Raw genomic sequence first — 26,958 nt, forward strand, 5'->3', positions numbered from 1 at the left:
AGAGCCATAAAGGATAAATTATAATGAATTGGTTTAAAACTGGATTGTATACAGTTTTACTTTCTACGACTTTACTATCTGTCAAAACTTATGCACAAGTTACGCCAATCAATCAAGAAGAAAGCGGAACTTTACCAGGCTTATCCAAACAATCCGTTCAAATGAAATCCCAGGAAGCTGAAAAAGGGGGTGAACATATTACCGTTCGAGGACACCGTGAACCACCTCCCGGTTATACCTATGCACCTTCCATGAACATGCAAAATGGACCAGATCCCGAGCATCAACAAGCTTTGGCTGAATCGAAAGACAAGGTAAGTGGTGCCAATCTTTCAAAATATGGTACCGCGTATCAGGAAAGTGGCCCAATGGGACAGGGGAAATTAGGGGATTCAACAGGAAATGGATGGTTAACCCCCCGATAATCAAACTTTTAATTTTGTTTATCTGTAACCCTTGCAACCTGACGAAGGGTTACAATTTCCTCCGCAGAGGTTGGATGAATACCGATTGTTTCATCAAAAACTGCCTTGGTTAAACCTGCCGCAACTGCAACTGAAAACCCTTGCAGCATTTCTGGTGCGTCATCTCCGACAATATGAAGTCCAACAACCTTTTGCGACGATTGATCAACGATCATTTTAATAAAGGTTTTAACCTTACGTTCCGTTAAACTATAGCGCATTGATGTAAAATTGGAGATATAGATATCAACTGCTCCTTTTAGCGCAGCCTCTTCTTCAGTTAAACCAATGCTTCCAATTGGTGGATTAAAAAATACAGCCTTTGGAATGTAGTCATAGTTACTTTTACGAATTTTATTTCCGAATAAACGATCAGCTAGGGCATGTCCTTGAGCAATGGCTACAGGAGTAAGATTAACAAAATCTATCACATCACCGATGGCATAAATATGGGGAATTCGAGTTTCAAAATCTTCATTAACAATGATTTCCCCCTTTTTCCCCTTTTCAATCCCAATTTTTTCAAGATTTAATCCTGACAAATTGGGATGCCGACCAGTGGCAAAAAATACACAATCTGTTTGCACCACTTCTCCGTTATCAAGATAAAGATGATATTGCTCACCTTGTTTAATAATCTTTTTTGGATGGGCTTTGACATGTTGGATAATATCCTTACGCTGTTCAATCGCATCATAGACAGCCTGACGTATATCCTGATCAAATCCTCTGAGGGGGACAGGTTGACGATAAATCAAATCCACATTTGAACCCAGTCCAGCAAATATGCCGGCAAACTCAAGTGCAATATATCCAGATCCAATGATGGCAATATTTTCAGGACGTTTTGACAAATAAAAAGCTTCATCTGAAGTAATGGCGTATTCATTTCCTTCAATATCAAGTTTCGTGGGTGATGAGCCTGTTGCAATAACAATATGCTTGCCTGTAATAAATTTATCTTCTGCTTTTTCATCAGATAATACAGAAGATGAGATTTTAAGAGTATGGTCATCTTTGAAAGAGGCATGACCTGTAAATAGAGTCACTCCCGCCCTTTCCAACATGGAAATATAAATATTATTTAACCGTTTTATTTCCTTGTTTTTTGCCTCAATAAATTCAGGCCAATGATGGTGTCCGGGAACCGTATCCCATCCATATCCGTGACTATCTTTGACCTGATTGTTGAAATTGCTTGCATAAACCATAAGCTTTTTTGGTACACAGCCAATATTTACGCAGGTACCACCCCAATATTGTTTCTCAACAACCGCAACACGGGCACCATGGGAAGCTGCAATACGGGCACAGCGAACACCGCCTGAACCTGCTCCTATAACAATAAGGTCAAAGTCGTATTTCATGAATTATTGCTCCGCAAATGCTTTTTCAATTACAAAGGAACCAGGTGATGAACCGTTGCCTTCTACAAAACCTCTTTTTTCAAGAATTGACTTGGTTTCCGCCAACATTTCTGGAGAACCGCAAATCATAGCACGATCATGTTCGGGATCCATAACAGGTAAATTAATATCAGAAAACAGTTTCTCATTTTCAATCAGGGTCGTGATACGATCTCTTACAGGAAATTCCTCACGAGTAACTGTAGGATAATAAACCAGTTTTTCTTTCACATATTCTCCCAGAAATTCATTATTTGGCAAATCATTTAAAATATAATTATGATAAGCCAGTTCCCCTTTGATGCGTACAGTATGGGTCAGGACCACTTTTTCAAAATTCTCGTATACCTCTGGATCACGAATAAGGCTCATGAAAGGTGCCAATCCGGTTCCCGTTGAAAAGAAATATAAGTTTCGACCGGGTTTCAAATTAGGAAGCACCAGGGTTCCCGTTGGTTTACGTCCAATAAGAACCGTATCGCCGACCTTCATATGACATAAACGTGAAGTCAAGGGACCATCAGGAACCTTGATTGACAGAAATTCAAGATGTTCTTCATAATTAGCGCTTGCAACACTATAAGCTCGCAATAAAGGTTTGCCATTTACCTCGATTCCGATCATACAAAATTGACCATTTTCAAATCTTAAACTTGAGGTGCGCGTACAAGTGAAAGAAAAAAGACGGTCCGTCCAATGATGAACAGATAAAACCTTTTCAGCATTTAAGTGACTATATTCTTTAGAGGGCGGGGAAAGACGAAAAGAATCATCAATCATCACTGATTCTGTCATTATTTACTAATCTCCTGCAATATTGGTCAATTTATATGAAATTTATCTTATATATTGAAACCCAATTCGTCATTTTTAAAAAATTACCGTGTTTAAAATTATCTCTAATAAGAAAATACTGATAAAATTTTTTGATTCAATCTTATTTAATCAATTTTTTCAAATTATACATAAATATAAGGCATTAAAATAAAAAAACTTATATTATAAGTACAATATGTTGCGAAAAACCTATATTATCTTTTATCTTGTATTCTAGATATGTACTAAATAATAAAATTCAATTTTTTAATCTGTTAAATCATATGAACTCATCCCCTGCTGAACTTGCCCTTTGCAAAGTCTTACAAGAAACCCGGCTAGATATTACGCCTCAAGAGGAAAATCGTCTAAAAAAACTCATTGAACGTCAATTTGAAACTGACTCTGACACGATTGCACCAGCAAATTTTATAAAACTTCTCTGTAATATTCGTAGAAAGGGATGGGCCAAAAAATTAACCCAGCTTGTCCAACAAAAAAAATATGTTTGGGTTCAACCCGAAGATATTGCATGGGCGGTTTCGTTTATTCACACACCTGAACCCAATGAAACTAATTTTGAAAATGTATTGCGGCTTGCCCTAGGAAACCGTTTGAAACAATCAAGCAGCAATGCCCATGAGGCAATTCAGAATTTACAGCTTGAAATCAATAATGTCTCAGCTAGAACATTTGATAATGAACAATTGACAATTATGGCAGATACCGTTGCCATGGCTTTTGATATACAGGATAAAGATAGTTTTATTGATCAGATTTTGACAGATTATAAGATCAATAAAGAAAAAGATGAACAGTTACTACAAACAGCCAAGGCCCGTAAGAAACAGGAGATAAAACGACAAAGGGAATGGGAAAGTAGCCTTGTAAGCTTCAAGGATATACCTGCAATATTGCATTGCTCGTTCAGGGATGCCCTAAAATGGATTGGACAGAACAGAATTCCAATTGCCCAGAAAATAAAGAAACGCGGAAAAGATATTTGGAAATTTGATCCTGTTGAATTGAGAAAATTACGCAATCAAATTTCAAGTTGGATCGAAGAAGTCCCTAAGGGAAAAAAGGGTAAATATATAAACCTTGGTGATCTCAATATCAAAAACAAGGTATTGGCCAATGTAGCGGCAATGGATCGATATGCAGGGCATTTTATAACAGCCCGCTCCCTGAAAAGACATATCACCATTGTGACTGGACCAACCAACAGTGGAAAATCTTATACTGCCTTGGAAACAATGGCTAAAAGTGAGAGTGGAATTGCCCTTGCACCACTACGTTTATTGGCGCATGAATTCAAGGAAGCCCTGGCGGAACGTGATATTGAGGCATCCTTGAAAACGGGTGAGGAGCGCAATATTATCCCTGGAAGCCGTTTTCTGGCAGCTACTGTAGAAATGTGCCCGATGGACAATCCTGTTGATGTGGCATTGATTGATGAGGCGCAAATGCTGACAGATCCTGATCGTGGCGCAGCATGGACGGCTGCAATTATGGGCGTTCCGGCACGCCATGTTTTTGTTCTGGGTTCACCAGAATGTATCCCTATTGTCAAACGCATTGCCAATTTATGTGATGACCCCTGTGACGAGATTATTCTACAAAGAAAAAGTCCCCTTATCACTGCCAGTTCGCCAATCAGGTTATCAAAATTGAGAACGGGTGATGCACTTATCGCCTTTTCAAGAAGAGAGGTTTTGGATCTACGTTCCCTTCTAATGCAGAAAGGTCACCGCGTTGCTGTAATATATGGGGCCTTGAGTCCGGAAGTCAGGCGGGCGGAAGCAAAACGCTTCAATAATGGCGAGGCAGATATTTTAATCGCAACAGACGCTATCGGTATGGGATTAAATTTAGCCATCAAACGTGTTATATTCAGCACGATCTTTAAATTCGATGGTCAAAACAGGCGCCCTCTCACATCCCAGGAAATCAAGCAAATAGGCGGACGTGCAGGTCGATATGGCAAGCATGAAAACGGAATTGTAGGTATTATGGCTGGTGCGGGCGATCCTGCCTTCATCCATCGTAATCTAGAGGCCCCTTCAATCCAGGAAGATGATTTGCGACCCCTGGTGCAACCTGACAGTGATATTGTTCAAGCAATTGCCAATGAAATCAATTCAACGAGTTTATTCGGTGTATTGACACGCTTGAAACGGGCTGTTTTACGTCCTGATGATCCCAATTATAGATTGGCAAAAATGGAGGAAACATTCGCGATTGCATCCTCACTGGAGGGAGTGGATGGTCTTTCCCTTAAAGATCGCTGGACATATTCAACATGTCCGGTCGATGACCGTGACAATGGCATTCAACGGCTTACCCATTGGGCAGCGGATCATGCTGCCGGCAAAACCATATCCGCCCCTGGATCTGGAAAACTACCGAATCCAGTCCAGGCATCCCGACGCGAACTTGAACGCGCTGAAAAAATGCATAAACGCCTGGTAAGTTGGCGCTGGCTATCCTTGCGTTTTCCCGATTTTTACCCAGATCTGGAAAATGCCGAGAAAAATACGAAGAAATTAAATGAATGGATTGAATCAGTCCTTCGCCAAAAACGCAGGAAGATTGAATTGTAATTAAATTCATGTGAATAATTTATTAACTGTTTTGAAAATATTTTCAAATCGATCTAAAGTTTCCTTTGATAAATTATTACAAAATGCAGGGTCGGTTGAAAATTGATAAGCGGGTTTATAATGATTAAATCTATTTTCATGCATAAGGTTATTCACCTGTTTTATAATACCTTCTATTTTCTTATCTAAATCTTCTATTTCAATCTTTTTTACTGGAAATGTCTTGTTAAATAATTGTAAATACTCCTGAGGTTCAAAAATATCCTCGATATCTGCTTTTTGTCTGTTCTCCAAAAATTCGTGAAAAAATTTTATATTCTTTAACGGAATAATTTTTTCTTGGTGCATTTTATCTAATTTTACTTTGGCTTTTTGATCCTCAAATGAATCTAATAAACAAACCATTTTTAATTTAGAACCACGTAATAAAGAAATAAAAGTAGCAACTTTGTCCAAACCACCCGTGGGAACAATTGATATATCTTGGGTTAAACCTTCTCGATCTTGTGCTTTTAAAAATTCAGAAAGCGTTTCTAAATATAATAAATCTGATACCCCTTCGACTAATAAATTCTTAGGAGATATAAAAAGGTTTTGAGCGAGATCATATCCTAAAGCAGCCTGTAAAGGGAATAACGTATCTGGATCTTTTTGTTGTATCGTATCTTGGACAACTGATCCCTTATCAATTTTGGAAGCATTATCGAAAACGGTTCTTACTCTGCTTAAACGATCCATTTCGATCATAAAGGGTGAATGCGTTGTATAAATAATTTGATATTTATCTTTTAAGTAATCAAAAAATCTTAATAAATCTGCTTGAGCAGAAGCATGCAAATTTAACCCTGGTTCATCCAAAAGTAAAATATAAGAAGATGAAGGGTCTTCCTGCATTTTTTCAAACCAGACAATGAATGAAAAAAACCAATTAAATCCTTTGCTACGATTATGTAAAGGTAAAGTCATTCGAGTTTTTAAATTTCTAACCCGTAATTTAAGATAATGAGCAACGATTGTATAAGACTCTATTTTTTCTTCTGTCCTACCATAAGGCCCATTTACATTAAATGTCTTTGTCGCTTTTTCTTCTTTTGCTTCTATATCTAACAGAATTTCCAAATTATTATTTTGTTTCCAATAATCGAATAATGTATCCGAAATATTAATTGCAGTTGATTCTAATTCGGCTCTATATTTTTCGTAATCACCAGATTCTAAAACCTCTTTAAGATTCATATCTGCTAGTTCAAGAAAAGCTTTAGCTGTTTTTAAATCGTCTGTTAATTTTAAATTTTCTTTTTGAAAATCTTCCAACCGAATGTCAGAAGGTAATTGATAATATTCGTCATAGTAAATAAATTTAGGAATCCGTGGTTGTATAATTTTAAAATAGATATATTTTTCTATAAAATTGCTCCATTTAACTTTATTATCTATAATAAATGAATCTATTTTATCTAAATTTTCTATAGAATTCGCATATTTTTTTTTAATCTCAGCCAATTCTTCTGGAGAATTAATGTCTAAGAATTTTTCTAAATTATTTTCATCAATATTTATGTTCAAATTTTTAAAAAATTGTTGAGCATCAACGTTTACTTCTTGAATAGTATTTCCATTTTCAAAAGACGTCTCTCTAATGATCTCGCTATTGCCAGCCCAAATATTTTTACCCAATTGTTTTTCAATAGAAGTAAAAATATCATCCGATAATTCATAAATACAACGAATTGCTATTGAATCTTGATCTTTATTTCTTGATTTTAACTCTTTCCGTGGATAATCCAGTTGTAAGCTAAAAGTAAATTTACTATCACTTTGAAAATAGTTACTTTTTGCTAGACATTCTAAAAAAGCTGTTTTCCCTGATTCATTTTTACCGACTAAAACTGTGATATCATCTTCAATGTTAACTTCCTGTTCCTCTGTAAAAGATTTATACTTATGAATTACTACTTTCTTAAGCTTAATTGCTCTTTTAATTTTCATAATCAATCCAATAATAATTTTATTAAATTATAAAAATTATAACGATGATATAAAAAAGGCGAATAATTTTTTATTATTCGCATTAAAAATTTAACTATAATCAAAATCTTTTCGATAAAATCGATTTTGGAGAAGGCAATGTTGTGGTTTTATCAATTAGGGTATCCACGACTTTATTCTTAACAGGCTTTAGTAAATTGGCTGTTTTAATACCTAACCTCCTTAATTTCCACAATCCCTTTTCTTCACGTGTATAAAGCGTTGCAATAGTGTTTGTCAGGGTAAACATCGGCATGGTTTTGATTCTTAACCGTTTTTCGAAATGACGTAATTGTTTCGATGTGCCGATTTCCTCTCCCCTTTTTAAACCTGCCAAAACTTCATCTGCCAGGATTTCCTGGGCAATCAGGGCAAAATTGTAACCATGGGCTGTGATAGGATGCATTCCAATAGCCGTATCGCCGACCAAGGCGGCATGTCTTGTTTCAAACCGGTTGGCAAATACAGTTTTCAAAGGATAAACATGCCGGGTGGAAACAAGCTCCATTTTTCCAAGCCGTCCATGTATGCGTTTCATTATTTCCAGATTGAATTGTTCGGCTTCCAACGATCTGACCCGATTCATTTCATCAGGAGGAAGAGACAATACAACAGAAGTGACATTATTATTCAATGGCAGTAAGGCAACAGTCTGTCCTTTGTCAAACCATTGCAAGGCAACTTGATGATGAGGCAACTCATGCTTCATACGACATACCATCATATGACGATGAAAATCATGCAGCAAATATCCAATTTCAAGACTATCCCTTATTTTGGAGAAACGTCCGTCACTTACAACAGCCAGTTTTGTAGAAAAAACTGCATCGTCCTGATCTGCATTGGAATATTCAACCCGGGCATAATCAACAAAGCAATTTAATTTATTACAGCGTGTATTGGATAAAACAGTAATCCCTTCACGAGATTGAACCTCTTCAAATGTTGCCTTTCGGATCAGATGATTTGGAACAAGATAACCAAGAGCCTCTTCGCCCTTTCCCTGCGTGTCAAAAATCAAAGGATTGTTTTCTTCCCCATTCTCAACCCTGGCCTCCCTGAGCGAAGAAATTTCATCTTGAGGAATACGGTCCCATATCCCCATTGATTTCATCAATGAAACGGAATGATGGGTCAAAGCTATTTCACGACCATCAAAAGAAGGTTCTTGCAAAGCTGTCATTGGGGCTGGATCAATAACAGTGACTTTCAGACCAATCCCTTCCAGGGACAATGCCGCACTTAATCCTGCAGGACCCCCGCCAATCACAACAACATCCATCATATCTTTAATCTTTAACATCGTTTCATCTCTTTAACTATTTATGAATCAATTTTGAAATTTACTGCACTTCCCTGCCAGTTAGCGACATAATCATCCACTGAAACCCGTGGAGGTGCCTCAGATCCTTCCACAGGTGTTCCGATAAACATAAACCCGATCATTCTATACGGTTTTTTCAGTCCCAATAATTCCGTAATTTCAGGAACATCAATGGGGCCTGTAATCCATTTTGCACCAAATCCCAGAACATGGACAGCATTCAATATATTCATGGTTGCTGCTGATGCTGCCATCAACTGTTCATCAAGGGAGATAGACGTCTTGTCATCATGAAATTGACGAAATCCAAGTGCCAAGATCAAAGGGGCATTCGAAAAATTTTGCACTATTTTGGTTATATAAGCGGGGGGATAACAAGAATCCGGTTTTGTAAGGATCTTTTCCAATGATCTTACCCATTTTTCTCGATACTCTTTACCAATAATCACAAAACGCCAGGGACGTAAGCGCCCATGATCAGGAGCCCGCATCGCTGTTGATAAAATTTGATGCAATTCATCGTCATTTGGCGCAGGTTGAGTTAATGAACCACATGAAAAACGAGAAAGCAGAAAATCAATATTTGACATAAAATTATCCATTACAATAAAGTTATTTATAATTTTACCATTTATAATGTAAGTTTCATATCAAATCTAAACTTACTGTAATTTCCTCGAGACAAAAATACGTAAAAAGTATTATGAATTTAAGTTATATTCATAAGAAATTCATGATTTCATAATTTCATTTCTTACTCTTTAATCTTGGCATTCCGGCAAAAGCAAGTTATTAATTGAATGTCAAATAAAATTTATATTTTAAAGTTATCTTTTATGAATACTCAAAGACAGGTATCCGTACATCGCAAAACCTCGGAAACAGATATCCAGCTCACCCTAAATCTTGATGGAGCAGGTCAGTCCAATATCGAAACGGGAATCGGTTTTTTTGACCACATGCTGACAGCTCTTACCAAACATGGCTTGTTTAACTTGGACATAATGGTCAAAGGCGATCTACATATTGATTTTCATCATACAGTGGAAGATGTCGGCATAACTTTGGGTCAAGCATTCCAGAACGCGATTGGAGAGAAAAAAGGAATCTGTCGGTTTGGACAAGCCTCTGTTCCTCTGGATGAGGCCTTGAGCGAAGTCGTTATCGATATTTCTGGTCGCCCATACCTGGCATGGAACGTGTCTTTTCCAACAGAAAAGATAGGAAAGATGGATACCGAATTATTTGAAGAATTTTTTCGTGGGTTTGTGATGAGCGCCCATTTGAACCTGCATGCAATATTGCATGCAGGTCGTAATTCCCATCATATTGCCGAGGCAACATTTAAAGCAGCTGCACGTGCTTTGCGAATGGCTTGCGAATTCGATTCACGTGCTTTGCATTCCATTCCATCAACCAAAGGTGTGTTGTGAAATATTTTACTGTCTATGCAAACCAAAACCAACCTTCCGAATTAAAACTAGTGCCTGAGGGTTTTTCCTGGCTCGTATTTATACTTGGACCTGTTGGTCTTTTTGTCCAAAAAAGCTGGATTCATGGATTAATTCTTTTAAGTATTTGTTTTTCACTAGTTATCTGGATACATCCATCTTTCTTCTTGATGGCTTTGGTACATTTTATAGTAGGTTGCTTTGCCTTCCACTTTCAAAGAACGGAATTGCAATGGGCAGGATGGAATCTTCAAACCGTAATTGCCGCACCCAATAAGAAATTTGCCCTTCTTCGTTTACTTGATAAAAAACCCCGTTTAACAAACTATATCAATTCATGAAACATAAACCCGACAGCATTATTGTTATTGATTATAACGGCGGAAACCTTGCCTCCGCTCAACGCGCCCTGATTGCGGCGGCCCACATGATCAATCTGCCTGTTGATGTTGAAATCAGCAACAAACCAGAACATATTCAAAATGCGGACCGTCTTATATTACCTGGTCAGGGAGCGTTTGCAGATTGCATGAGTGGATTGCAATCCATTCCCGGTTTGCTTGAATCGTTAAATGCCAAAGTTCGGCAAGGGACCCCTTTCCTAGGAATTTGTGTTGGCATGCAAATAATGGCTGAACAGGGATTGGAACATAAAACAACCAAAGGTTTGGGATGGATCCAGGGTAAAATAAAACCTATCGATACAACAGATTTACCTTTACCCCATATGGGATGGAATGAACTAAATTTTAAAGTAAATGCACATCCTGTTATGAATGGAATAAATCCAGGTGATCATGCATATTTTGTCCATTCATATGCTTTGTCCGCTGAAGATAACAAGGATATTATCGCCACAACCGATTATGGCATATCCATTCCGGCCATCATCGCCAAAAAGAATGCGATTGGCACGCAGTTTCATGTCGAAAAGAGTCAACAGGTTGGATTACATATTTTGGCAAATTTCCTAAGATGGAATCCTACCCCCGCTTAGCAAGTATTTATTAATTACAATGGATAACATCAACTCAAACCTACTTCCAAAAATCGAATTAGAACAAATTACCACCCTTGATAATGATGATGATTTGCATGCAATCTGTGAATCTCTGGAAGCCGCGATATTGGCTGGTTATCATTGTCGCTGGGTTAAGGCACCACCAAGACAATTGTTGGAAAGCTATATAAAGGGATCGTTACTTGTTCCCGAAAAAACTCTTTTCACAGGTCGAATGGATGGACATATTGTCGCATTTTGCGAGGTTGAAACACCACTAAAGGAAGAGGAAACTCCCTATATTGCTGCAGAAATCACCATTTTTGCAGTTGCACCCTATGCCATAAATGTCGGCGTCAGTAAACGTTTACTTCTAAAAATCGAACAGACTATTGCCCAACTAGGTTTCCCGATCATTAATGTGCAAATTGATGAAAGTCAGAAAAAATTATTTCAGTTTTATTTGAAAAATGGATATCATCATTGGGCAACCCACCCTTATTATCGAAAAATCAACGGGCAAATTTTCAGGGGATATTTTCTATATAAATCCTTTTTGAACCTACCATAATTTTAACTTCATGAAGTGTAACTTATTTATGTCCAGCTTTTCTTCAGCAGTCCATCCCCTAACATTATATCCCGCGATTGATTTGAAAAATGGTCAATGTGTTCGATTACGTCAGGGTGAAATGGATCAGGCAACAATATATTCTGACAATCCCGGTGAACAAGCTCGAAACTGGAATAATCAGGGTTGTAAATGGTTACATGTTGTTGATCTTGATGGTGCCTTTGCAAAAAAATCTGTTAATACAGAAGCTATTTTAAGCATTCTTGCCAATTCTCAGGTGCCTGTTCAACTTGGAGGTGGAATACGGGACCTAAATGCTATCGAATATTGGCTTTATAAGGGCATAAAAAGAGTTATTCTCGGTAGTGTCGCCGTTAAAAATTCCAGACTAGTTTATCAGGCCTGCAAATCCTTTCCTGGTCAAATCGTGATTGGTATTGATGCCAAAAAAGGATATGTATCCACCGAAGGTTGGGCGGAAACCTCTGAAATGAAAGCCCTGGACCTCGCCTTACGTTTACAGGACAGCGGTGCTTCTGCCATTATCTTTACTGAAATTGAACGAGATGGCATGTTATCCGGACTTGATCTTGAACAAACTGCCAATCTTGCCCATCATCTCCAGATACCGATTATCGCCAGTGGAGGCATTGGTAACCTTGCACATATTGAGGCATTACGAAACGTTGCCAATCAGGAGCCAGGAATAGAGGGTGTAATTGTTGGTCGAGCCCTCTATGATGGACGCATTCGGATCAATGACGCTTTAAGGGTGTTGGAAACATGTTGAAAACCCGTGTCATTCCCTGTCTTGATGTCAAGAACGGACGTGTGGTCAAGGGAGTCAATTTTATCTCCCTACGTGATGCCGGTGATCCCGTTGAACAGGCATTGGTTTATGATAAGGCAGGTGCCGATGAATTGACATTTCTGGATATAACCGCAAGCAATGAAAACAGAAACACCATCATTGATGTGGTGAATCGTACAGCGGAAAAAATTTTTCTTCCTTTGACTGTTGGCGGGGGTATTCGTACACCGGACAATATACGTGCGCTTCTTTTAGCAGGAGCGGATAAATGCGCCATTAATTCCGCAGCCATTAAAAATCCGGATCTTGTTAATGATGGAGCCAATAAATTTGGCAGTCAATGTATCGTTGTTGCTATTGACGCACGATCTGATAATAAAGGTTCATGGGAGGTCTACAGTCATGGTGGTCGTACTCCAACGGGTATTAATGTCATTCAATGGGCAAAGGAAATGACCAGACGTGGTGCTGGTGAGCTTTTAATTACCAGCATGGATCGTGATGGTACGGGAAAAGGTTTTGATCTTGATCTTCTGAAAGCAATTAACAGTAATGTTAATGTCCCTGTGATTGCTTCGGGGGGTGTGGGTCAATTACAACATTTTACCGAAGGCGCGCAAACGGGAGCAACAGGATTACTTGCAGCCAGCGTTTTTCATTTTGGCCAATTTACGATTGAGCAGGTAAAAAAGTCTCTGGCAGGAAACAACATTCCCGTCCGCCTTTCCTGATCTGTATTTAATAAAGGAAACAAGGTATGAAATCCAATCTAAATGGTGAAATTCTTGATCGTCTATATAAAAAGATTGAAGAAAGAAAAAATAATGACCCTCAAAAAAGCTATTCCGCCAAATTACTGAAAAAAGGGTCACACAAGGTTGCACAGAAATTCGGTGAAGAAGCTATTGAATGCCTGATTGAATGTGCCACAAAAAATCCACAAAACCTGATCAGTGAAAGTGCCGATGTTTTGTATCATTTGTTGGCCATGTGGGTTATAACAGATATATCGCCTGAAGATGTTTGGGCGGAACTTCATAAAAGAGAGAAAATAAGCGGGATCGAGGAAAAGGCTTCTCGTAATTTAAAATCTTCAAAATAACAGGTGAAACAATGGCTTCAACTTCAGTTCGTTACGATTCTCAAAATATATTTGCTAAAATTTTGAAAAAAGAAATTCCAGCAAAAACAATTTATGAAAATGAATATGTGTTGGCGTTTCACGATGTAGCCCCCAAGGCACCAATTCATGCCTTGGTCATTCCCAAAAACCCTTATACCTCCTATGCTGATTTTTCTCAACGTGCAGCCCCCGAGGAAATTGTGGCTTTTACCAAGGCTGTTGCACATGTAGCCAATTTATTGGGTCTTGACAAAGATGGTTATCGCATTATCAGCAATATTGGCAGGAATTCCGGTCAAGAAATTTTCCATTTTCACTTTCATATTCTTGGTGGGAAAAAGTTACCATTTGCTTAATTAAAATTTTTCCATGATTATTAAAGCAGATAAAGAAACACCTTTAGCAAAGGCAATGAATAAGAAAGAAATCAAGGAATTCATTCGTCTTCTTGCCAAGGCACGTCCGGACGCTAAAACTGAACTGAATTATTCTTCACCCTACACGCTTCTAGTATCCGTTGTTTTGTCGGCTCAGGCAACTGACATATCTGTTAATAAAGCCACAAATAAATTGTTCAAGATTGCATCTACACCTGAAGCAATGGTTGCTCTTGGTGAGGAAAAATTAGTTCCCTTTATCAATTCCATCGGTTTATGGCGTGCCAAATCCCGAAATGTTATAGCGCTTTCCAAACAATTGATCGAAAATTATAATGGGCAAGTCCCGCAAACGAGAGAGGCTTTGGAAGCTTTACCCGGTGTTGGAAGAAAAACGGCGAATGTAGTATTAAGTGTTGCTTTTGATCAACCTGTCATGGCAGTTGATACGCATATATTTCGAATAGGCAATCGCACGGGTCTAGCTCCCGGCAAGACACCCCTCGATGTTGAAAAAAATCTAGTAACAAATATTCCCCGAGAATTGATTGCGAAATCACATCATTGGTTGATTTTACATGGACGCTATTGCTGTAAGGCTAAAAAACCTGAATGCTGGCACTGTCCTGTTGTGCAAATATGCCATTACCAAGATAAAAACATAAGTCCATTTTGATTTATTCACTCAAAGCTTCGGGTAAATTCGGAATACCACGTTGAATTGGTTCCATAACCCATGGACGATTGCCTCTTAATGACAAATCATTTTTGATCTTGTTTGAATTCAACCATATGCTATGTGATCCATATACCCAGTTTTTTTCTTTATCAACGAATGATATATCAGGACATAAACGCTGTTCCCATAATAAAGAAATTTCCAACCGCATAGCATGACATATTTCAGCTTGGGAAAAGAAATTCTCAGGTTTTTTTAATATGATCAAAACATGTTCATCCAGCAATTTGCAATAAAAATCCTTGCAAAGAATATTTCTGTCATGATTGTGAGAAAATTGAATTCTCACTTTTGATACACCCAAGTATCGTTTCCATCCCTCAATCGTATATTTGTTGCATCCATGCTGACAAATTACCCATATAAACCCAGTTCGTCGAATGGCAATCATTTGTCCATCCGCAGAGGTTACCAGATCAGGATTTTTACCCCATAAACAGGATATAATCCCTATCGTAATCAGAAGAATGCCGATACTTTTTAATCGTGTCACGCATAAACAGATAATGCATAATCCAATAAAATAGCATGTCAACCCCCATCCAGGCATATCCTTAACCCATATAACCGCATAAGGGAAATCATTAACAATTCGGGCTGTATTAATTACCAAATTAATTCCATACGCCATCAAATGTAAAAAATAATAATCAATTCCTGTCCCGATAGTTACCAGGGATAGTAATCCAGTTGGCATGATCAAAAACATTGTTACAGGAACCGCAATCAAATTTGCCAAAATAAAATATAAATTCAGTTCATGAAAATGAGCCATAACAATTGGACATACTGCCAAGCCAGCCAAGAAACTGATCCATGCAGCCTCCAAAATATAGAAAAAAAATTTTTTTAAACCAAAAGTGTTCTTGGATTTTTTCAAAAAACGGTCATATCCCCAACCATATCCTGCAATTATAGCCATCACAGCTGCCATAGACATTTGAAAGGATACGTTCATGATCGATGAGGGTGAAAAAATCAAAATCATCAATGCTGCCAGCATCAAATTATGCATTGATAAACTTCGACGATCCATAGACAGGGCGAAAACGATCAAACTTGCCATTATCAGACTACGAATTGCCGGCAAATGAACTCCTGTAAGAAGAAAATAGATACAACCTGCAATCCATCCAATTGATAACGCAATCATTTTCACTGGCCAATGCAAGGCAATATACTCACTTCGCAATAAAAGCCAGCGTACTGTACCGCCAACAATCAACATCACCGTTCCCAGATGCAGACCAGCAATGGCCAATAAATGGGCCAGTCCGGCCACAGCAAAAACATGTCTGTTTTCTTGAGATAAATTCGCATCAATTCCGGTTAATAGAATTTGCGCAATTGCACCAGTCTCACCAGGCAATAAAATCCTGATACGACAGGCTATTTTTTCACGTATCAATTGTATTGAGTTTTTATCACTTTTTCTAATTACGTTAATAGGAGCGATAGCATATCCATAAGCACCAATATTTTTAAACCAATCATGAAATTGCAAATCATAACTCGCCATTCTAACTGGAGGGAATGGATGCTTCAGCATCGCTTTAACCTCTATCCAATCTCCGACATTAATTTGGGAATTATCGGTACGGAATAATGTAATTTGAATATATCGATGCCATTCTTTCTGTTCAGATTCTGGATATGATAAAAAATGAACATGATGCACTAAAATGCGGGTTTTTCCACTTGATAAAATCTCCATTCGACGAATTTTTCCTTTCATTGTGGCCGCATGCGTTGGCAAACGGTAAAAAGGTTCCTGTCGATGTGTTTGTAACCATGCAAGACAAAACCCTGATCCCAATAAAAAAACAACACAGTGAAAAATATAGAGATTTAGTTGAAGGGGATAACGCCATCGAATGACTGCCATTCCTATCAAACCGAATATTGAAAATATAAAACCATATGATAAATCTGGTTCGCTCGTAAGAGTGAAATAAATCAGACTTCCAAGACCCAATAACACAGGCATCCATAATTTCGAATGGTCAGTTTCCCTTGCCAACAGAGCAATGACATTTTTTATGCTGTCTAAGATAGTTCAAAAACTCCATAAAAATATTTTTTTTCTAGACTTCATATCTTTATTTTTAATAATTAATATAAACATTATTTCAATTCACTTTTCATTCTACGTGCAAGAAAGATACCCATGACCGTTCGTACACGTTTTGCTCCAAGTCCAACGGGATTGCTTCATATTGGCAATGCTCGCGCTGCACTATTCAACTATCTTTATGCCAAACATCATCATGGCGAATTCTTATTACGGATTGAGGATACTGACAGAGAGCGTTCCACTCAAGAAGCTGTTGATGTTATTCTTGATGGACTGGTATGGATGGGGTTAACACCTGACGAACCGCCTGTTTTTCAATCGACAAGAATTAAAAGACACCAGGAAATCGCCCTTCATCTTCTCGAGACAGGAAAAGCCTATAAATGTTTCTGCACACCAGAGGATTTGGCTCAAATGCGTGCCAAGGCACTGGCTGAGGGAAAACCTCCCCGTTATAACGGATACTGGCGTGACCGTGATCCATCCGAGGCATCCTCCAATGCACCTTATACCGTTCGCATCAAGGCCCCCAAAGAAGGTGAAACTGTTATTCAAGACCTTGTTCAAGGAAAGGTCACCGTCGCCAATATCGAACTGGATGACATGATTATCCTACGCGCTGATGGAACACCAACATATCAACACGCTGTTGTCTGCGATGACCATGACATGAATATCACCCACGTTATTCGTGGCGATGACCATTTAACCAATAGTTTTAGACAATTAATGATCTATCGCGCGATGGAATGGAATATTCCCAAATTTGCCCACCTTCCTCTTATTCATGGTCCCGATGGTGCGAAATTGTCCAAACGACATGGTGCAAGTTCGGTTGTTGAATTTCGTGATGAAGGATATTTGCCTGAGGCTTTATGTAACTACCTGCTTAGATTAGGCTGGGGTCATGGAGATGAGGAAATACTTAGTCGGAAAGATCAAATTAGGTTATTTGATCTGGATGGTGTTGGCCGTTCTCCATCTCGAATGGATTATGCCAAATTAACACATGTTAATGGATACTGGTTAAGACAGGCAGATGATGTAAGACTAACCAAAGATGTATTGTCTCGTTTGAAGGGACGGAAAGACCTTGATTTAAGCCAGAATAATGAACAGAAAATCAAACTGTTAATGCCTGGATTGAAAGAACGCGCAAAAAATCTGAATGAATTGGCTGAAAATGCTTCTTTCCTTTGTATGTCAATTCCATTAAATTTTACGGACAAGGCACAAAAATTATTGAATGAAAATAATCGTGCCTTGTTGAGTAAACTTGTCATGGAACTGAATAAACTACCTGAATTCACAAAAGAGTCTGTCAATAACTGTCTACATGCATTTGCTGAAAAGGAAAACCTGAAATTGGGTAAAGTTGCCCAGCCTTTACGGGCGGCTGTAACGGGAAGCACCATGTCGCCAGGAATTGATGATACACTTCTCGCATTAGGCAAAAATGAGGTTTTGGCTAGATTAGGAGCCGTAATTAATGGTTAATTCCTTTGGACAGCATTTTCTTGGTATAGAAGGACTTCCCGAAGACCAAATTGAAATATTATTGGATCGGGCAGAAAACTATGCCTTACTAAACCGTTCTCGCAAGACCCCTCGCAATCTGTTGAGAGAACGTACGTTAATCACCCTGTTTTTTGAAAATAGTACCCGAACTCGTACATCTTTCGAACTGGCGGGGAAACGTCTGGGTGCTGATGTCATTAACATGTCCGTTTCCACTTCTTCGGTCAGCAAGGGGGAAACATTACTGGATACGGCCTATACCTTAAACGCTATGCGAGCTGATTTGCTTGTCATTCGACATGCACAATCTGGTGCCCCTGCGCTTCTTGCCCAAAAGGTCGATGCAAGTGTCATCAATGCCGGCGATGGAACTCATGAACATCCCACCCAGGCTTTGCTTGATGCATTAACAATTCGTCGCCACTTTGGAAAATTGACAGGTTTGACTGTTGCAATATGTGGAGATATAGCTCATAGCCGAGTTGCCCGTTCAAACATAATCCTTCTTAACACAATGGGTTGCAATGTAAGAGTTATTGGTCCAAGAACCTTGTTGCCTTCAACAATCGCTAAAATGGGTGCCACCCCTTATTACTCAATGGATGAAGGGGTTAAAAATGTTGATGTTATCATGATGTTGCGTCTTCAAAGAGAAAGAATGAGTGCTGGATTAATCCCAAGTACCCGTGAATACTTTCGTTTCTTTGGACTGGATCGAAGACGGTTAAACCTTGCAAAGTCAAATGCATTGGTCATGCATCCCGGACCATTAAACCGGGGAATAGAGATTGACAGTCATGTTGCCGATGATCCACATCAAAGCGTCATACAGGAACAAGTCGAAATGGGTGTTGCCGTAAGAATGGCAGTTCTTGAAAAATTCTCTCACATAAAGGCGCAGCCATGAAACCGATTCTTTTCACCAATGTCCATTTAATTGATCCTCAATCAGGATTGGATCAACCGGGAAAACTTCTTGTCAAAAATGATAAAATTGCCGGGATAGATCTTCCGGAAACAGAAGGGCAACCATCAGATTGCGATGTCATTGATGGAAAAGGAGCCATTCTTTGTCCTGGTCTTGTTGATATGCGTGTAACCGTGGGAGAGCCTGGATTTGAATATAGGGAAACCATTGCCACCGCAGCAGAAGCAGCTTCTGCAGGTGGGATAACCACCATGGCAATTCTACCCAATAGTAACCCCGCCATCGATAATCCCGCGTTGGTAACCCTGCTAAAGGCCAAGGGTGAAATAACAAAATCGGTGTCCATTCTTCCTTATGGTGCATTAACTGTTGGTTGTGAGGGAAAGGAACTTGCAGAAATAGGCTTGCTTCAAGAGGCTGGCGCCATTGGTTTCACGGACGGAGACAAGGCGCTTGCAGATACCCGTTTGATGATGCAGACCATGGCCTATGCAAGTGGATTTGACGGATTGATCATTCAGCATCCCGAAGACCCCAGTCTGGCCAAAAATAGCAGTGCCACCCAGGGAGAGCTGGCAACAAGACTTGGTTTGCCTTCTGTCCCAACTGCGGCTGAAGCAATTATGATTGCCCGTGATTTACGATTGGCGGAACAAACAAATTGTCGATTACATTTTGGACATATTTCCACCGCGGAGGGACTTAATCTAATTCGACAGGCAAAATCAAAGGGATTGAATATAAGCTGTGATACCGCCCCGGTCTATTTTGACTTGAATGAAGAGGCCATTGGTGATTTTAGAACCTATGCCAAACTTTCCCCACCACTCCGTTCCGAAGCGGATCGTCTTGCAATCTGTCAGGGATTGGCAGATGGAACCATTGATGCAATCGCCTCGGATCATCTTCCAAGAGATGTGGATGACAAACGTTTACCGTTTGCAGAGGCGGCTCCGGGCGGGACAGGGCTAGTTACCCTTTTAAGTGTTACCCTTATTCAAGTCAAAAATGGCAATCTGCCCCTCGCAAAGGCTATTTCACTTTTATGTAACAATCCTGCGAAAATCCTGCGTCAACCTATCGGAACGCTTGCCAGAGGAAATGTTGCAGATTTATGCTTGTTTGATCCGGATCAAACCTGGCAGGTTGAAGCGGGAAAATTACCAGGACGGGCTCAAAACACCCCATTTGACAATCGTGTCCTTCCAGGTGTCGTCCTTGGAACCTGGAAAATGGGACGCTGTATTTACAAAAGAGAGACCCTATGATTTGGCATATACCCCAATATGCATGGACATTAATGGCAGGCATTATCTTTTTGTCCTATCTGATTGGCAGCATTCCTTTTGGAATGTTGGTTAGCTATATTGGTGGAATGGGAGATATTCGCCAAATCGGTTCAGGCAATATTGGCGCCACAAATGTTTTACGTACAGGCAAAAAAAAACTAGCGGTTTTAACTCTTTTACTCGATATGGGGAAAGGTTCTTTTGCAATATGGTGTGCCTATATTTTTGCCATTAACTATACAGTTCAGGCCGAATCACTTGCCGCAATTTTTGTAGTAGTCGGCCATTGTTTTCCCGTTTGGATAAATTTCAAAGGTGGAAAAGGTGTTGCTACGGGGTTAGGTGTCAGCCTTGCCTTAACACCTATTGCTGGCCTATTATCATGTATTGTATGGTTACTTGCCGCCAGACTGTCCCGAATTTCCTCTGTAGGTGGATTGTCCGCATTTGTTGCATGGCCTTTATTCATTATGATTTTTAATCATCTTGATCTTAAAACCCCTCTTTTATTTCCCGCCCTTCTTATAAGTTTACTCATATTTTTTCGTCATAGAACCAACATATACCGTCTCAGCAACGGTACAGAACCTCGGATTGGTGAAAAAAAACAAACAAATTAAGCTAAATGTCCAAAAAACCATTGTCTTCCACCCTATCTGTAAAACAATTACTTCCATATTTAAAACTTGCTAGAACGGAAGGGATCGGTGGAATCCGTTATCGACAATTACTTGACCATTATCAAACCCCTGAAGCTGTTTTGGAAATTTTACCAAAATTAAAACGTTCAAAAGATTCAACAAAAAAATTTCAAGTTCCTGATAATAAAAAACTTCATAGAGAAATTGATCAAACACTTGAATTGGGTGGGCAATTCGTTCTTCGTGGAACTCTGGAATATCCGCCCTTGCTTGATATGCTTGAAGATGCCCCTCCTATTCTGATTGCCATAGGCAATATCGAGTTATTAAAAAAGAGAAATGTTGCTATTGTCGGGGCGCGTAATGCTTCTATACATGGCATTAAAATGGCAGAAAATCTTGCGGCTGATCTGTCCGCACATCAAATTGGCATAACCTCTGGTCTAGCCAGAGGTATTGACAAAGCAGCTCATAAAGGGGCCTTATACACAGGTTTCACCATTGCCGTAATTGGTTGTGGAATCGATATTTTTTATCCAACAGAACATAAAGACCTTCAAAAATCAATAGCAGAAAAAGGGGTTGTTTTAACTGAATTTTCTATTGGAACCCAACCTCAAGCCATGCATTTCCCACGCAGAAACCGTATTATTGCTGGATTGAGCTGGGGATGTATTGTCATTGAGGCTGCCCAGCATTCCGGCAGTCTTATCACGGCTAAACAAGCGCTTGATTATAACCGTCCCGTTTTTGCAGTACCAGGATCTCCCATTGATCCACGTTGTAAAGGAAGCAATAACTTGATTAGAATGGGGGCTATATTAACAGAAAATGCCATGGATATAATATCCGAACTCCCCCATCCCCTTATCCAAGAAAACACCCCTTCCAATACAGATCTTTTTACCTATTCTCCTGAACCTGAAAACATATCCCACCAGAACAAGAATTTTCCACAGGTCAATATACCTGATAAAAACAATTCAAGAACAATTGAAGATGATATTCTCTTCCTACTTTCTGCCACCCCTACACCTATCGATCTAATCTTGAGAAATGTTCATTACCCTACCAATGAAATTCAGAGTGCTCTTACCTTGCTTGAAATCCAGCAAAAAATTTTTCTTTGCCATAATGGCTATATTTTAAAATGAGGAAATCAAACAAATTCTTGAATTTTTCTTCCATTTTCGTTTTAATATGTAAATCATATCCATTTAAAAAATTAATTAAAAACCAAAATAGCAGTTGCTTCTTACTAAAGAAAAGATAGTATTCTGTTTCTAATTGCAGAACTCATTTTTACTAATCCGTCTGGAGAGAAAATGACAGACGTCATCGTTGTTGAATCGCCTGCCAAGGCCAAAACCATAAATAAATATCTTGGAAACAAATACACTGTTCTCGCCTCTTTCGGGCATGTCCGAGATCTTTCTCCGAAGGATGGAAGTGTTAGGCCGACTGAAAATTTTGCCATGGATTGGGAAACGGATGAACGTGGAAACAAGCAGATCAAGGCGATTGCCCAGGCCTTAAAAAATGCCAAAACACTTTATCTTGCCACTGACCCCGATCGTGAGGGGGAAGCAATTTCCTGGCATGTCCAATCCATCCTGAATGAAAAGAAATTACTTAAAAATATTAATGTCGAGCGTATTACCTTCAATGAAATTACCAAACAGGCAGTTCAATACGCTATTCAACATCCCCGGAAACTGGACCAACCTTTGATTGAAGCATATCTTGCACGACGTGCACTTGATTATCTGGTAGGCTTTACATTATCACCAATTTTATGGCGAAAATTACCTGGATCCCGAAGTGCAGGACGAGTCCAATCTGTTGCCTTGCGTCTTGTATGCGAACGTGAAGCTGAAATCGAGATTTTTCAATCCAAAGAATATTGGACCATTCATGGCACTTTTATCTCTTCATCCAATAAGGATTTCACGGCAAAACTTACCCATTTAAAAAACAAAAAACTTGAACAATTTGATCTAAATACGAAAAATCTGGCAAAAGAGGCTTGTACATATTTAAATAATCAACAGTTTAGCGTTCGTACCATAGAGCGAAAAAAAACAAGAAGGAATCCATCCCCCCCCTTTACCACCTCGACATTACAGCAGGAAGCATCAAGAAAATTAAGAATGAGCGCACAAAACACGATGCGTACCGCGCAACAACTTTATGAGGGAATTGAAGTCAAGGGGGAAATCGTTGGTTTGATTACCTATATGAGAACCGATGGAGTACAAATGGCAAATGAAGCAATTCAGGCCATTCGTAATCATATCAATACCGAATATGGCGAAAAATTTGTACCAAAATCACCACGCAAATACACAAGTAAGGCAAAAAACGCCCAAGAAGCACATGAAGCCATACGACCTACACATATCAATTTCACTCCTGAACAAATCAGTTCTTATTTAACAGCTGATCAGAAACAGCTTTACGATCTTATCTGGAAAAGAGCTCTTGCCAGTCAGATGGAATCCGCAGAACTTGATCAAATTTCCATAACAATAACAGATGAAAAGCAGGAAAATTGCTTTAAAACAACGGGATCAACAATAACATTTGAGGGTTTCTTAAAAGTTTATACAGAAAGTTTTGATGATACAGATAAAGATGAGGCGGAAAATAAAAACAACAAAGGGTCACTCCTACCCCCCTTAAGAGAAAAAGAGACTCTTCAAACCAAAGAAATTTTGCCTAGTCAGCATTTTACCCAACCTTCTCCACGCTATAGTGAAGCTTCACTTGTTAAAAAAATGGAGGAACTGGGTATTGGTCGTCCATCCACTTATGCATCCATTCTCGGGGTTTTACGTGACAGAGGTTATGTTACTCTTGAAAATCGCTATTTTATTCCTCAGGATCGTGGACGTTTGGTTACTGCTTTTCTAACATCTTTCTTTAAACGTTACGTTGATGTCGATTTTACCGCCACGTTAGAGGGACAACTTGATGAAATTTCCGATAGTAAAATAGATTGGAAAAAAGTTTTACAGGATTTTTGGAACGATTTTTCCAATGCCATCGAGCAAACAAAAGAACTGAAAATCTCTGATGTTATTGATGCGCTTGATCATGATCTTGGCTCTCACTTCTTTTCTGAAACAACGGACGGGTCCGACCCCAGAAAATGTCCTGCCTGTGAAAATGGCAAACTTCATCTAAAACTGGGTCGCTATGGGGCGTTTATAGGATGTACCAACTATCCTGAATGTCAATATACTAGAAAGTTAAGTCTGGATAATGCTGATCAAGAAGATAATGAGATTTTAAAAGAAGGCAGCAAAATCCTTGGAAATAATCCAGAAAATAATGAAGTAATCTCACTTCGTAAAGGACCTTACGGATTATATATACAATCTGGTGAGGCTGATCCTGAAAATAAAAAGATCAAACCCAAACGTGCCGCTATTCCAAATAATATTAATGGAAACACACTTACCCTGGATCAGGCCATTGCCCTGTTATCTTTTCCAAAATTACTTGGAGAATATCCTGAGACAGGTGAAAAAATAGAAATCGGGTTGGGACGTTTTGGCCCTTATATCAAAATGGGAAATATTTTTGCCGCCTTGGATAAAAATGAAGATATTTTATCAGTAGGATTGAATCGAGCCTTGGAGGTTCTTGCAAAAAAAATGGCTTCTATCCGTAATCTGGGGCTTCATCCAAAAGATAAGGAACCTGTTTTATTAAGAAAAGGACGTTTCGGATTTTATATACAGCATAAAAAATCTGTTGCATCCCTACCAAAAGGTGATAACGGAGATAATACAACCCTAGAGGACGCATTGAAACTTCTCGAAGAAAAAGGAAAAGAGTTAAAGAAAACGCCAACAAAAAAGAAAAAAACAGTAAAAAAAACAAAAAAATAATATGATTTTCAGCTAGATTATTGTGTTTTTTACGTGACAGATTTTGTTATTTTTATATTTAGGTTTTAATAATCTTAAAGTTGCTATAGCTTTTTTAATATTGGCTAACCTTATATTTAAAATATTTTATTGTCTTTGGAGAACAATCATTTTCCTCCTAATACGACATTTCTGTTTCTTTAGACTGACGCAAAATGCGATATGTTTTCTATATTTCATTTTGCAAAAATACAAACCTTTATTTTATTGTCTGTATATAATTCTTGCATTTAATACCTATACCCCTATATACGCACAATCTACTACATCCACAAAACCAAAAGATATCGCCCCGTTTAATCAACATAGCTACGAAAATGTCATCGCCACCGCATTGACTTTTCTACAACCCAGAATACTGGAAGAACATACGATAAAAGAATTGTCTTTATGGGGACTGAATGGCTTAAATGCCGTTGACCCCTCTTTATCAATTCATGAAATCGAAGATAAGCTTGTTCTTCAACAGTCTCAAAAAATTCTAGCTAACTATCCCTTGCCGGCAGATAACGATATACCCCAATGGGCAAAGACCATAACGGATATTTCTACCAAGGGATGGGAAAATTCCAATTTAATTCAATTGGCAAACAATCAAGGTCTTACCCAAGCTTTTTTTGATGAATTATTTGATCATATGGATCCCTATTCAAGATATGTCGCTCCCAATTTTGCATCCACGGATCGTAATCAACGAGGAGATGGTGAGGCAAATATCGGAATTACCATCTCCAAAGATAAAAACTATATCGTTATCAGCTCTATCAATACCAATGGTCCCGCTTGGTCAGCAGGACTTAACGTAGGTGAACGTATCTATAAAATAGATAGCAAACGTACCTATAAACAATCTGTTGATACAATTAATAACTGGCTAAAGGGCGGCAACAATTCATCTTTGACTCTTGTCTTGGGCTCACACGGTAGAAAAAAAACAAGAATCGTACGTTTGAAAAGAGAAATTGTTCCTCCAGCGACCGTATTTGCATTTACAAATGATGACATAATCATTTTGAAAATAACCTCCTTTTCAACTTTCACTGCGGAAGAAATCAATCAGTATCTTGATCAAGCTGTTCAAGATATGAAATTAAAGGGACTGATTCTCGATCTCAGAGGAAATAGAGGAGGTGTTTTGCAACAGGCCATAACAAGCTCTGCATTATTGCTGGATCATGGTATTGCAGCAACGACACAAGGACGAGATCAAGAGTCCAATCACGTATGGGCAGTACAGGGAGGAGACATAACCGATAATGTTCCCATTGTTATTTTGGTTGATGGCAGAACTGCAAGTGCTGCCGAAATTTTAACCGCTGCGTTATCCGATCATAAGAGAGCCGTCGTAATCGGCAGCACAACTTTGGGTAAAGGTCTTGTACAAACCATTGCACAATTACCTGATGGAGGAGAGCTCTTCGTTACATGGAGCAGGGTTATCGCCCCCTTGGGATGGCCAATTCAGGGCTTGGGCATCATTCCGCAAATATGCACAAGTCGTGGAGTTAAATTCACTCAAAAACAAATGAATGAATTAATTAATGATCAATCTTCCTATGCACGTGATGTTATCTTTTCCAGACAATCACGTTTTCCGGTTGAAGCAAAGGACATTCTTCAAATTAGAAATGCCTGTCCCCCTGCCATCGGTTCAGATATTGATCTTGAGATTGCCGATGATTTGCTTCTTAACCCAAAGCTTTACCAAAAAGCACTTGATATGATCCCGAATGATTAAGTTGTATAGACAACCAAATTGGATTTTTCACGGTATTAATATTTTTTTTGATTATTACATTGCCAAATGATAACAATTAAAAATTGCTCTCTTGTATTTATTTAAGTTTGAAAATAGTA

24 protein-coding genes are annotated in these 26,958 nt (G+C 38.8%); 18 read left to right on the forward strand and 6 right to left on the reverse strand.

Annotation, left to right across the window (positions count from 1 at the left end):
- Positions 1-23: 23 nt before the first annotated feature.
- The gene (locus GM552_RS05830) at positions 24-425 is read left to right on the forward strand and encodes a hypothetical protein (RefSeq protein ID WP_110438249.1); all 402 of its coding nucleotides are present in this window, start codon (positions 24-26) and stop codon (positions 423-425) included.
- An 8-nt stretch (positions 426-433) separates the two neighbouring features.
- Here GM552_RS05830 and gorA read toward each other — a convergent pair whose 3' ends face one another.
- Both gorA and GM552_RS05840 read right to left on the reverse strand, forming a co-directional pair.
- Positions 434-1,831 carry a glutathione-disulfide reductase gene (gorA, locus tag GM552_RS05835; RefSeq protein ID WP_155565659.1) on the reverse strand — a complete coding sequence of 466 codons (1,398 nt, stop codon included), beginning with the start codon at positions 1,829-1,831 and terminating at the stop codon, positions 434-436.
- A gap of 3 nt (positions 1,832-1,834) precedes the next feature.
- A complete protein-coding gene (locus GM552_RS05840) occupies positions 1,835-2,665 on the reverse strand; it encodes a ferredoxin--NADP reductase (protein WP_110438251.1) in 831 nt (276 codons plus the stop codon).
- A gap of 305 nt (positions 2,666-2,970) precedes the next feature.
- Between GM552_RS05840 and GM552_RS05845 the strand changes: the two genes are divergently transcribed.
- Positions 2,971-5,289: a helicase-related protein gene (locus GM552_RS05845; RefSeq protein WP_155565660.1), complete on the forward strand. Its 2,319-nt coding sequence runs from the start codon at positions 2,971-2,973 to the stop codon at positions 5,287-5,289.
- 6 nt (positions 5,290-5,295) lie between these two features.
- Here GM552_RS05845 and GM552_RS05850 read toward each other — a convergent pair whose 3' ends face one another.
- From GM552_RS05850 to GM552_RS05860, 3 genes are all read right to left on the reverse strand, one after another.
- Complete coding sequence (locus GM552_RS05850; RefSeq protein ID WP_155565661.1) at positions 5,296-7,278, reverse strand: AAA family ATPase; 1,983 nt, start codon at positions 7,276-7,278, stop codon at positions 5,296-5,298.
- A gap of 100 nt (positions 7,279-7,378) precedes the next feature.
- Positions 7,379-8,620, reverse strand: a complete 1,242-nt coding sequence (gene ubiM / locus GM552_RS05855; protein ID WP_196424859.1) for a 5-demethoxyubiquinol-8 5-hydroxylase UbiM — start codon at positions 8,618-8,620, stop codon at positions 7,379-7,381.
- A gap of 20 nt (positions 8,621-8,640) precedes the next feature.
- Positions 8,641-9,231, reverse strand: a complete 591-nt coding sequence (locus GM552_RS05860) for a nitroreductase (protein ID WP_162988599.1) — start codon at positions 9,229-9,231, stop codon at positions 8,641-8,643.
- A 246-nt stretch (positions 9,232-9,477) separates the two neighbouring features.
- Here GM552_RS05860 and hisB point away from each other — a divergent pair, with 246 nt between their 5' ends.
- Genes hisB through nth form a run of 9 tightly spaced genes read left to right on the forward strand, consistent with a single transcriptional unit; the run spans position 9,478 to position 14,653 of the window.
- On the forward strand, positions 9,478-10,074 hold the full coding sequence (hisB, locus tag GM552_RS05865; RefSeq protein WP_155565662.1) for an imidazoleglycerol-phosphate dehydratase HisB: 597 nt from the start codon (positions 9,478-9,480) through the stop codon (positions 10,072-10,074).
- Entirely contained in the window at positions 10,071-10,433 is a 363-nt protein-coding gene (locus GM552_RS05870; protein WP_155565663.1) for a DUF2628 domain-containing protein, read from the forward strand. The genes hisB and GM552_RS05870 overlap by 4 nt, the downstream gene beginning before the upstream one ends.
- The gene (hisH, locus tag GM552_RS05875; RefSeq protein ID WP_155565664.1) at positions 10,430-11,089 is read left to right on the forward strand and encodes an imidazole glycerol phosphate synthase subunit HisH; all 660 of its coding nucleotides are present in this window, start codon (positions 10,430-10,432) and stop codon (positions 11,087-11,089) included. The genes GM552_RS05870 and hisH overlap by 4 nt, the downstream gene beginning before the upstream one ends.
- Before the next feature lie 19 nt (positions 11,090-11,108).
- The gene (locus GM552_RS09065) at positions 11,109-11,663 is read left to right on the forward strand and encodes a GNAT family N-acetyltransferase (protein WP_370533601.1); all 555 of its coding nucleotides are present in this window, start codon (positions 11,109-11,111) and stop codon (positions 11,661-11,663) included.
- 28 nt (positions 11,664-11,691) lie between these two features.
- The gene (gene hisA, locus GM552_RS09070) at positions 11,692-12,456 is read left to right on the forward strand and encodes a 1-(5-phosphoribosyl)-5-[(5-phosphoribosylamino)methylideneamino]imidazole-4-carboxamide isomerase (RefSeq protein ID WP_370533602.1); all 765 of its coding nucleotides are present in this window, start codon (positions 11,692-11,694) and stop codon (positions 12,454-12,456) included.
- Positions 12,450-13,208: an imidazole glycerol phosphate synthase subunit HisF gene (gene hisF, locus GM552_RS05885; RefSeq protein ID WP_155565665.1), complete on the forward strand. Its 759-nt coding sequence runs from the start codon at positions 12,450-12,452 to the stop codon at positions 13,206-13,208. Before hisA ends, hisF begins: the two co-directional genes overlap by 7 nt.
- Positions 13,209-13,234: 26 nt before the next feature.
- Complete coding sequence (locus GM552_RS05890; RefSeq protein ID WP_155565666.1) at positions 13,235-13,579, forward strand: phosphoribosyl-ATP diphosphatase; 345 nt, start codon at positions 13,235-13,237, stop codon at positions 13,577-13,579.
- A gap of 11 nt (positions 13,580-13,590) precedes the next feature.
- Entirely contained in the window at positions 13,591-13,956 is a 366-nt protein-coding gene (locus GM552_RS05895; RefSeq protein ID WP_155565667.1) for a histidine triad nucleotide-binding protein, read from the forward strand.
- A 13-nt stretch (positions 13,957-13,969) separates the two neighbouring features.
- Complete coding sequence (nth, locus tag GM552_RS05900) at positions 13,970-14,653, forward strand: endonuclease III (protein WP_230880509.1); 684 nt, start codon at positions 13,970-13,972, stop codon at positions 14,651-14,653.
- Position 14,654: 1 nt separating this feature from the next.
- Here nth and GM552_RS05905 read toward each other — a convergent pair whose 3' ends face one another.
- Positions 14,655-16,703 (reverse strand): ComEC/Rec2 family competence protein, encoded by a 2,049-nt coding sequence (locus GM552_RS05905; RefSeq protein WP_155565668.1) that lies wholly within the window; start codon positions 16,701-16,703, stop codon positions 14,655-14,657.
- A 180-nt stretch (positions 16,704-16,883) separates the two neighbouring features.
- Between GM552_RS05905 and gltX the strand changes: the two genes are divergently transcribed.
- The 7 genes from gltX to GM552_RS05940 all read left to right on the forward strand — a co-directional run bounded on the left by gltX (position 16,884) and on the right by GM552_RS05940 (position 26,839).
- Positions 16,884-18,287 (forward strand): glutamate--tRNA ligase, encoded by a 1,404-nt coding sequence (gene gltX, locus GM552_RS05910; RefSeq protein ID WP_155565669.1) that lies wholly within the window; start codon positions 16,884-16,886, stop codon positions 18,285-18,287.
- Positions 18,280-19,215 (forward strand): aspartate carbamoyltransferase catalytic subunit, encoded by a 936-nt coding sequence (locus GM552_RS05915; RefSeq protein ID WP_155565670.1) that lies wholly within the window; start codon positions 18,280-18,282, stop codon positions 19,213-19,215. The genes gltX and GM552_RS05915 overlap by 8 nt, the downstream gene beginning before the upstream one ends.
- Entirely contained in the window at positions 19,212-20,504 is a 1,293-nt protein-coding gene (locus tag GM552_RS05920; RefSeq protein WP_155565671.1) for a dihydroorotase family protein, read from the forward strand. Before GM552_RS05915 ends, GM552_RS05920 begins: the two co-directional genes overlap by 4 nt.
- Positions 20,501-21,145, forward strand: coding sequence for a glycerol-3-phosphate 1-O-acyltransferase PlsY (plsY, locus tag GM552_RS05925; RefSeq protein ID WP_155565672.1), 645 nt, complete (start codon positions 20,501-20,503; stop codon positions 21,143-21,145). Before GM552_RS05920 ends, plsY begins: the two co-directional genes overlap by 4 nt.
- A 5-nt stretch (positions 21,146-21,150) precedes the next feature.
- Positions 21,151-22,320 carry a DNA-processing protein DprA gene (dprA, locus tag GM552_RS05930; RefSeq protein ID WP_155565673.1) on the forward strand — a complete coding sequence of 390 codons (1,170 nt, stop codon included), beginning with the start codon at positions 21,151-21,153 and terminating at the stop codon, positions 22,318-22,320.
- Between the two features lie 171 nt (positions 22,321-22,491).
- Complete coding sequence (gene topA, locus GM552_RS05935) at positions 22,492-25,062, forward strand: type I DNA topoisomerase (RefSeq protein WP_155565674.1); 2,571 nt, start codon at positions 22,492-22,494, stop codon at positions 25,060-25,062.
- A 220-nt stretch (positions 25,063-25,282) separates the two neighbouring features.
- Positions 25,283-26,839 (forward strand): S41 family peptidase, encoded by a 1,557-nt coding sequence (locus GM552_RS05940; RefSeq protein WP_230882767.1) that lies wholly within the window; start codon positions 25,283-25,285, stop codon positions 26,837-26,839.
- Positions 26,840-26,958 lie beyond the last annotated feature (119 nt).

The organism is Commensalibacter sp. ESL0382 (assembly GCF_009725775.1).
GTDB classification, from domain to species: Bacteria; Pseudomonadota; Alphaproteobacteria; order Acetobacterales; family Acetobacteraceae; genus Commensalibacter; species Commensalibacter melissae.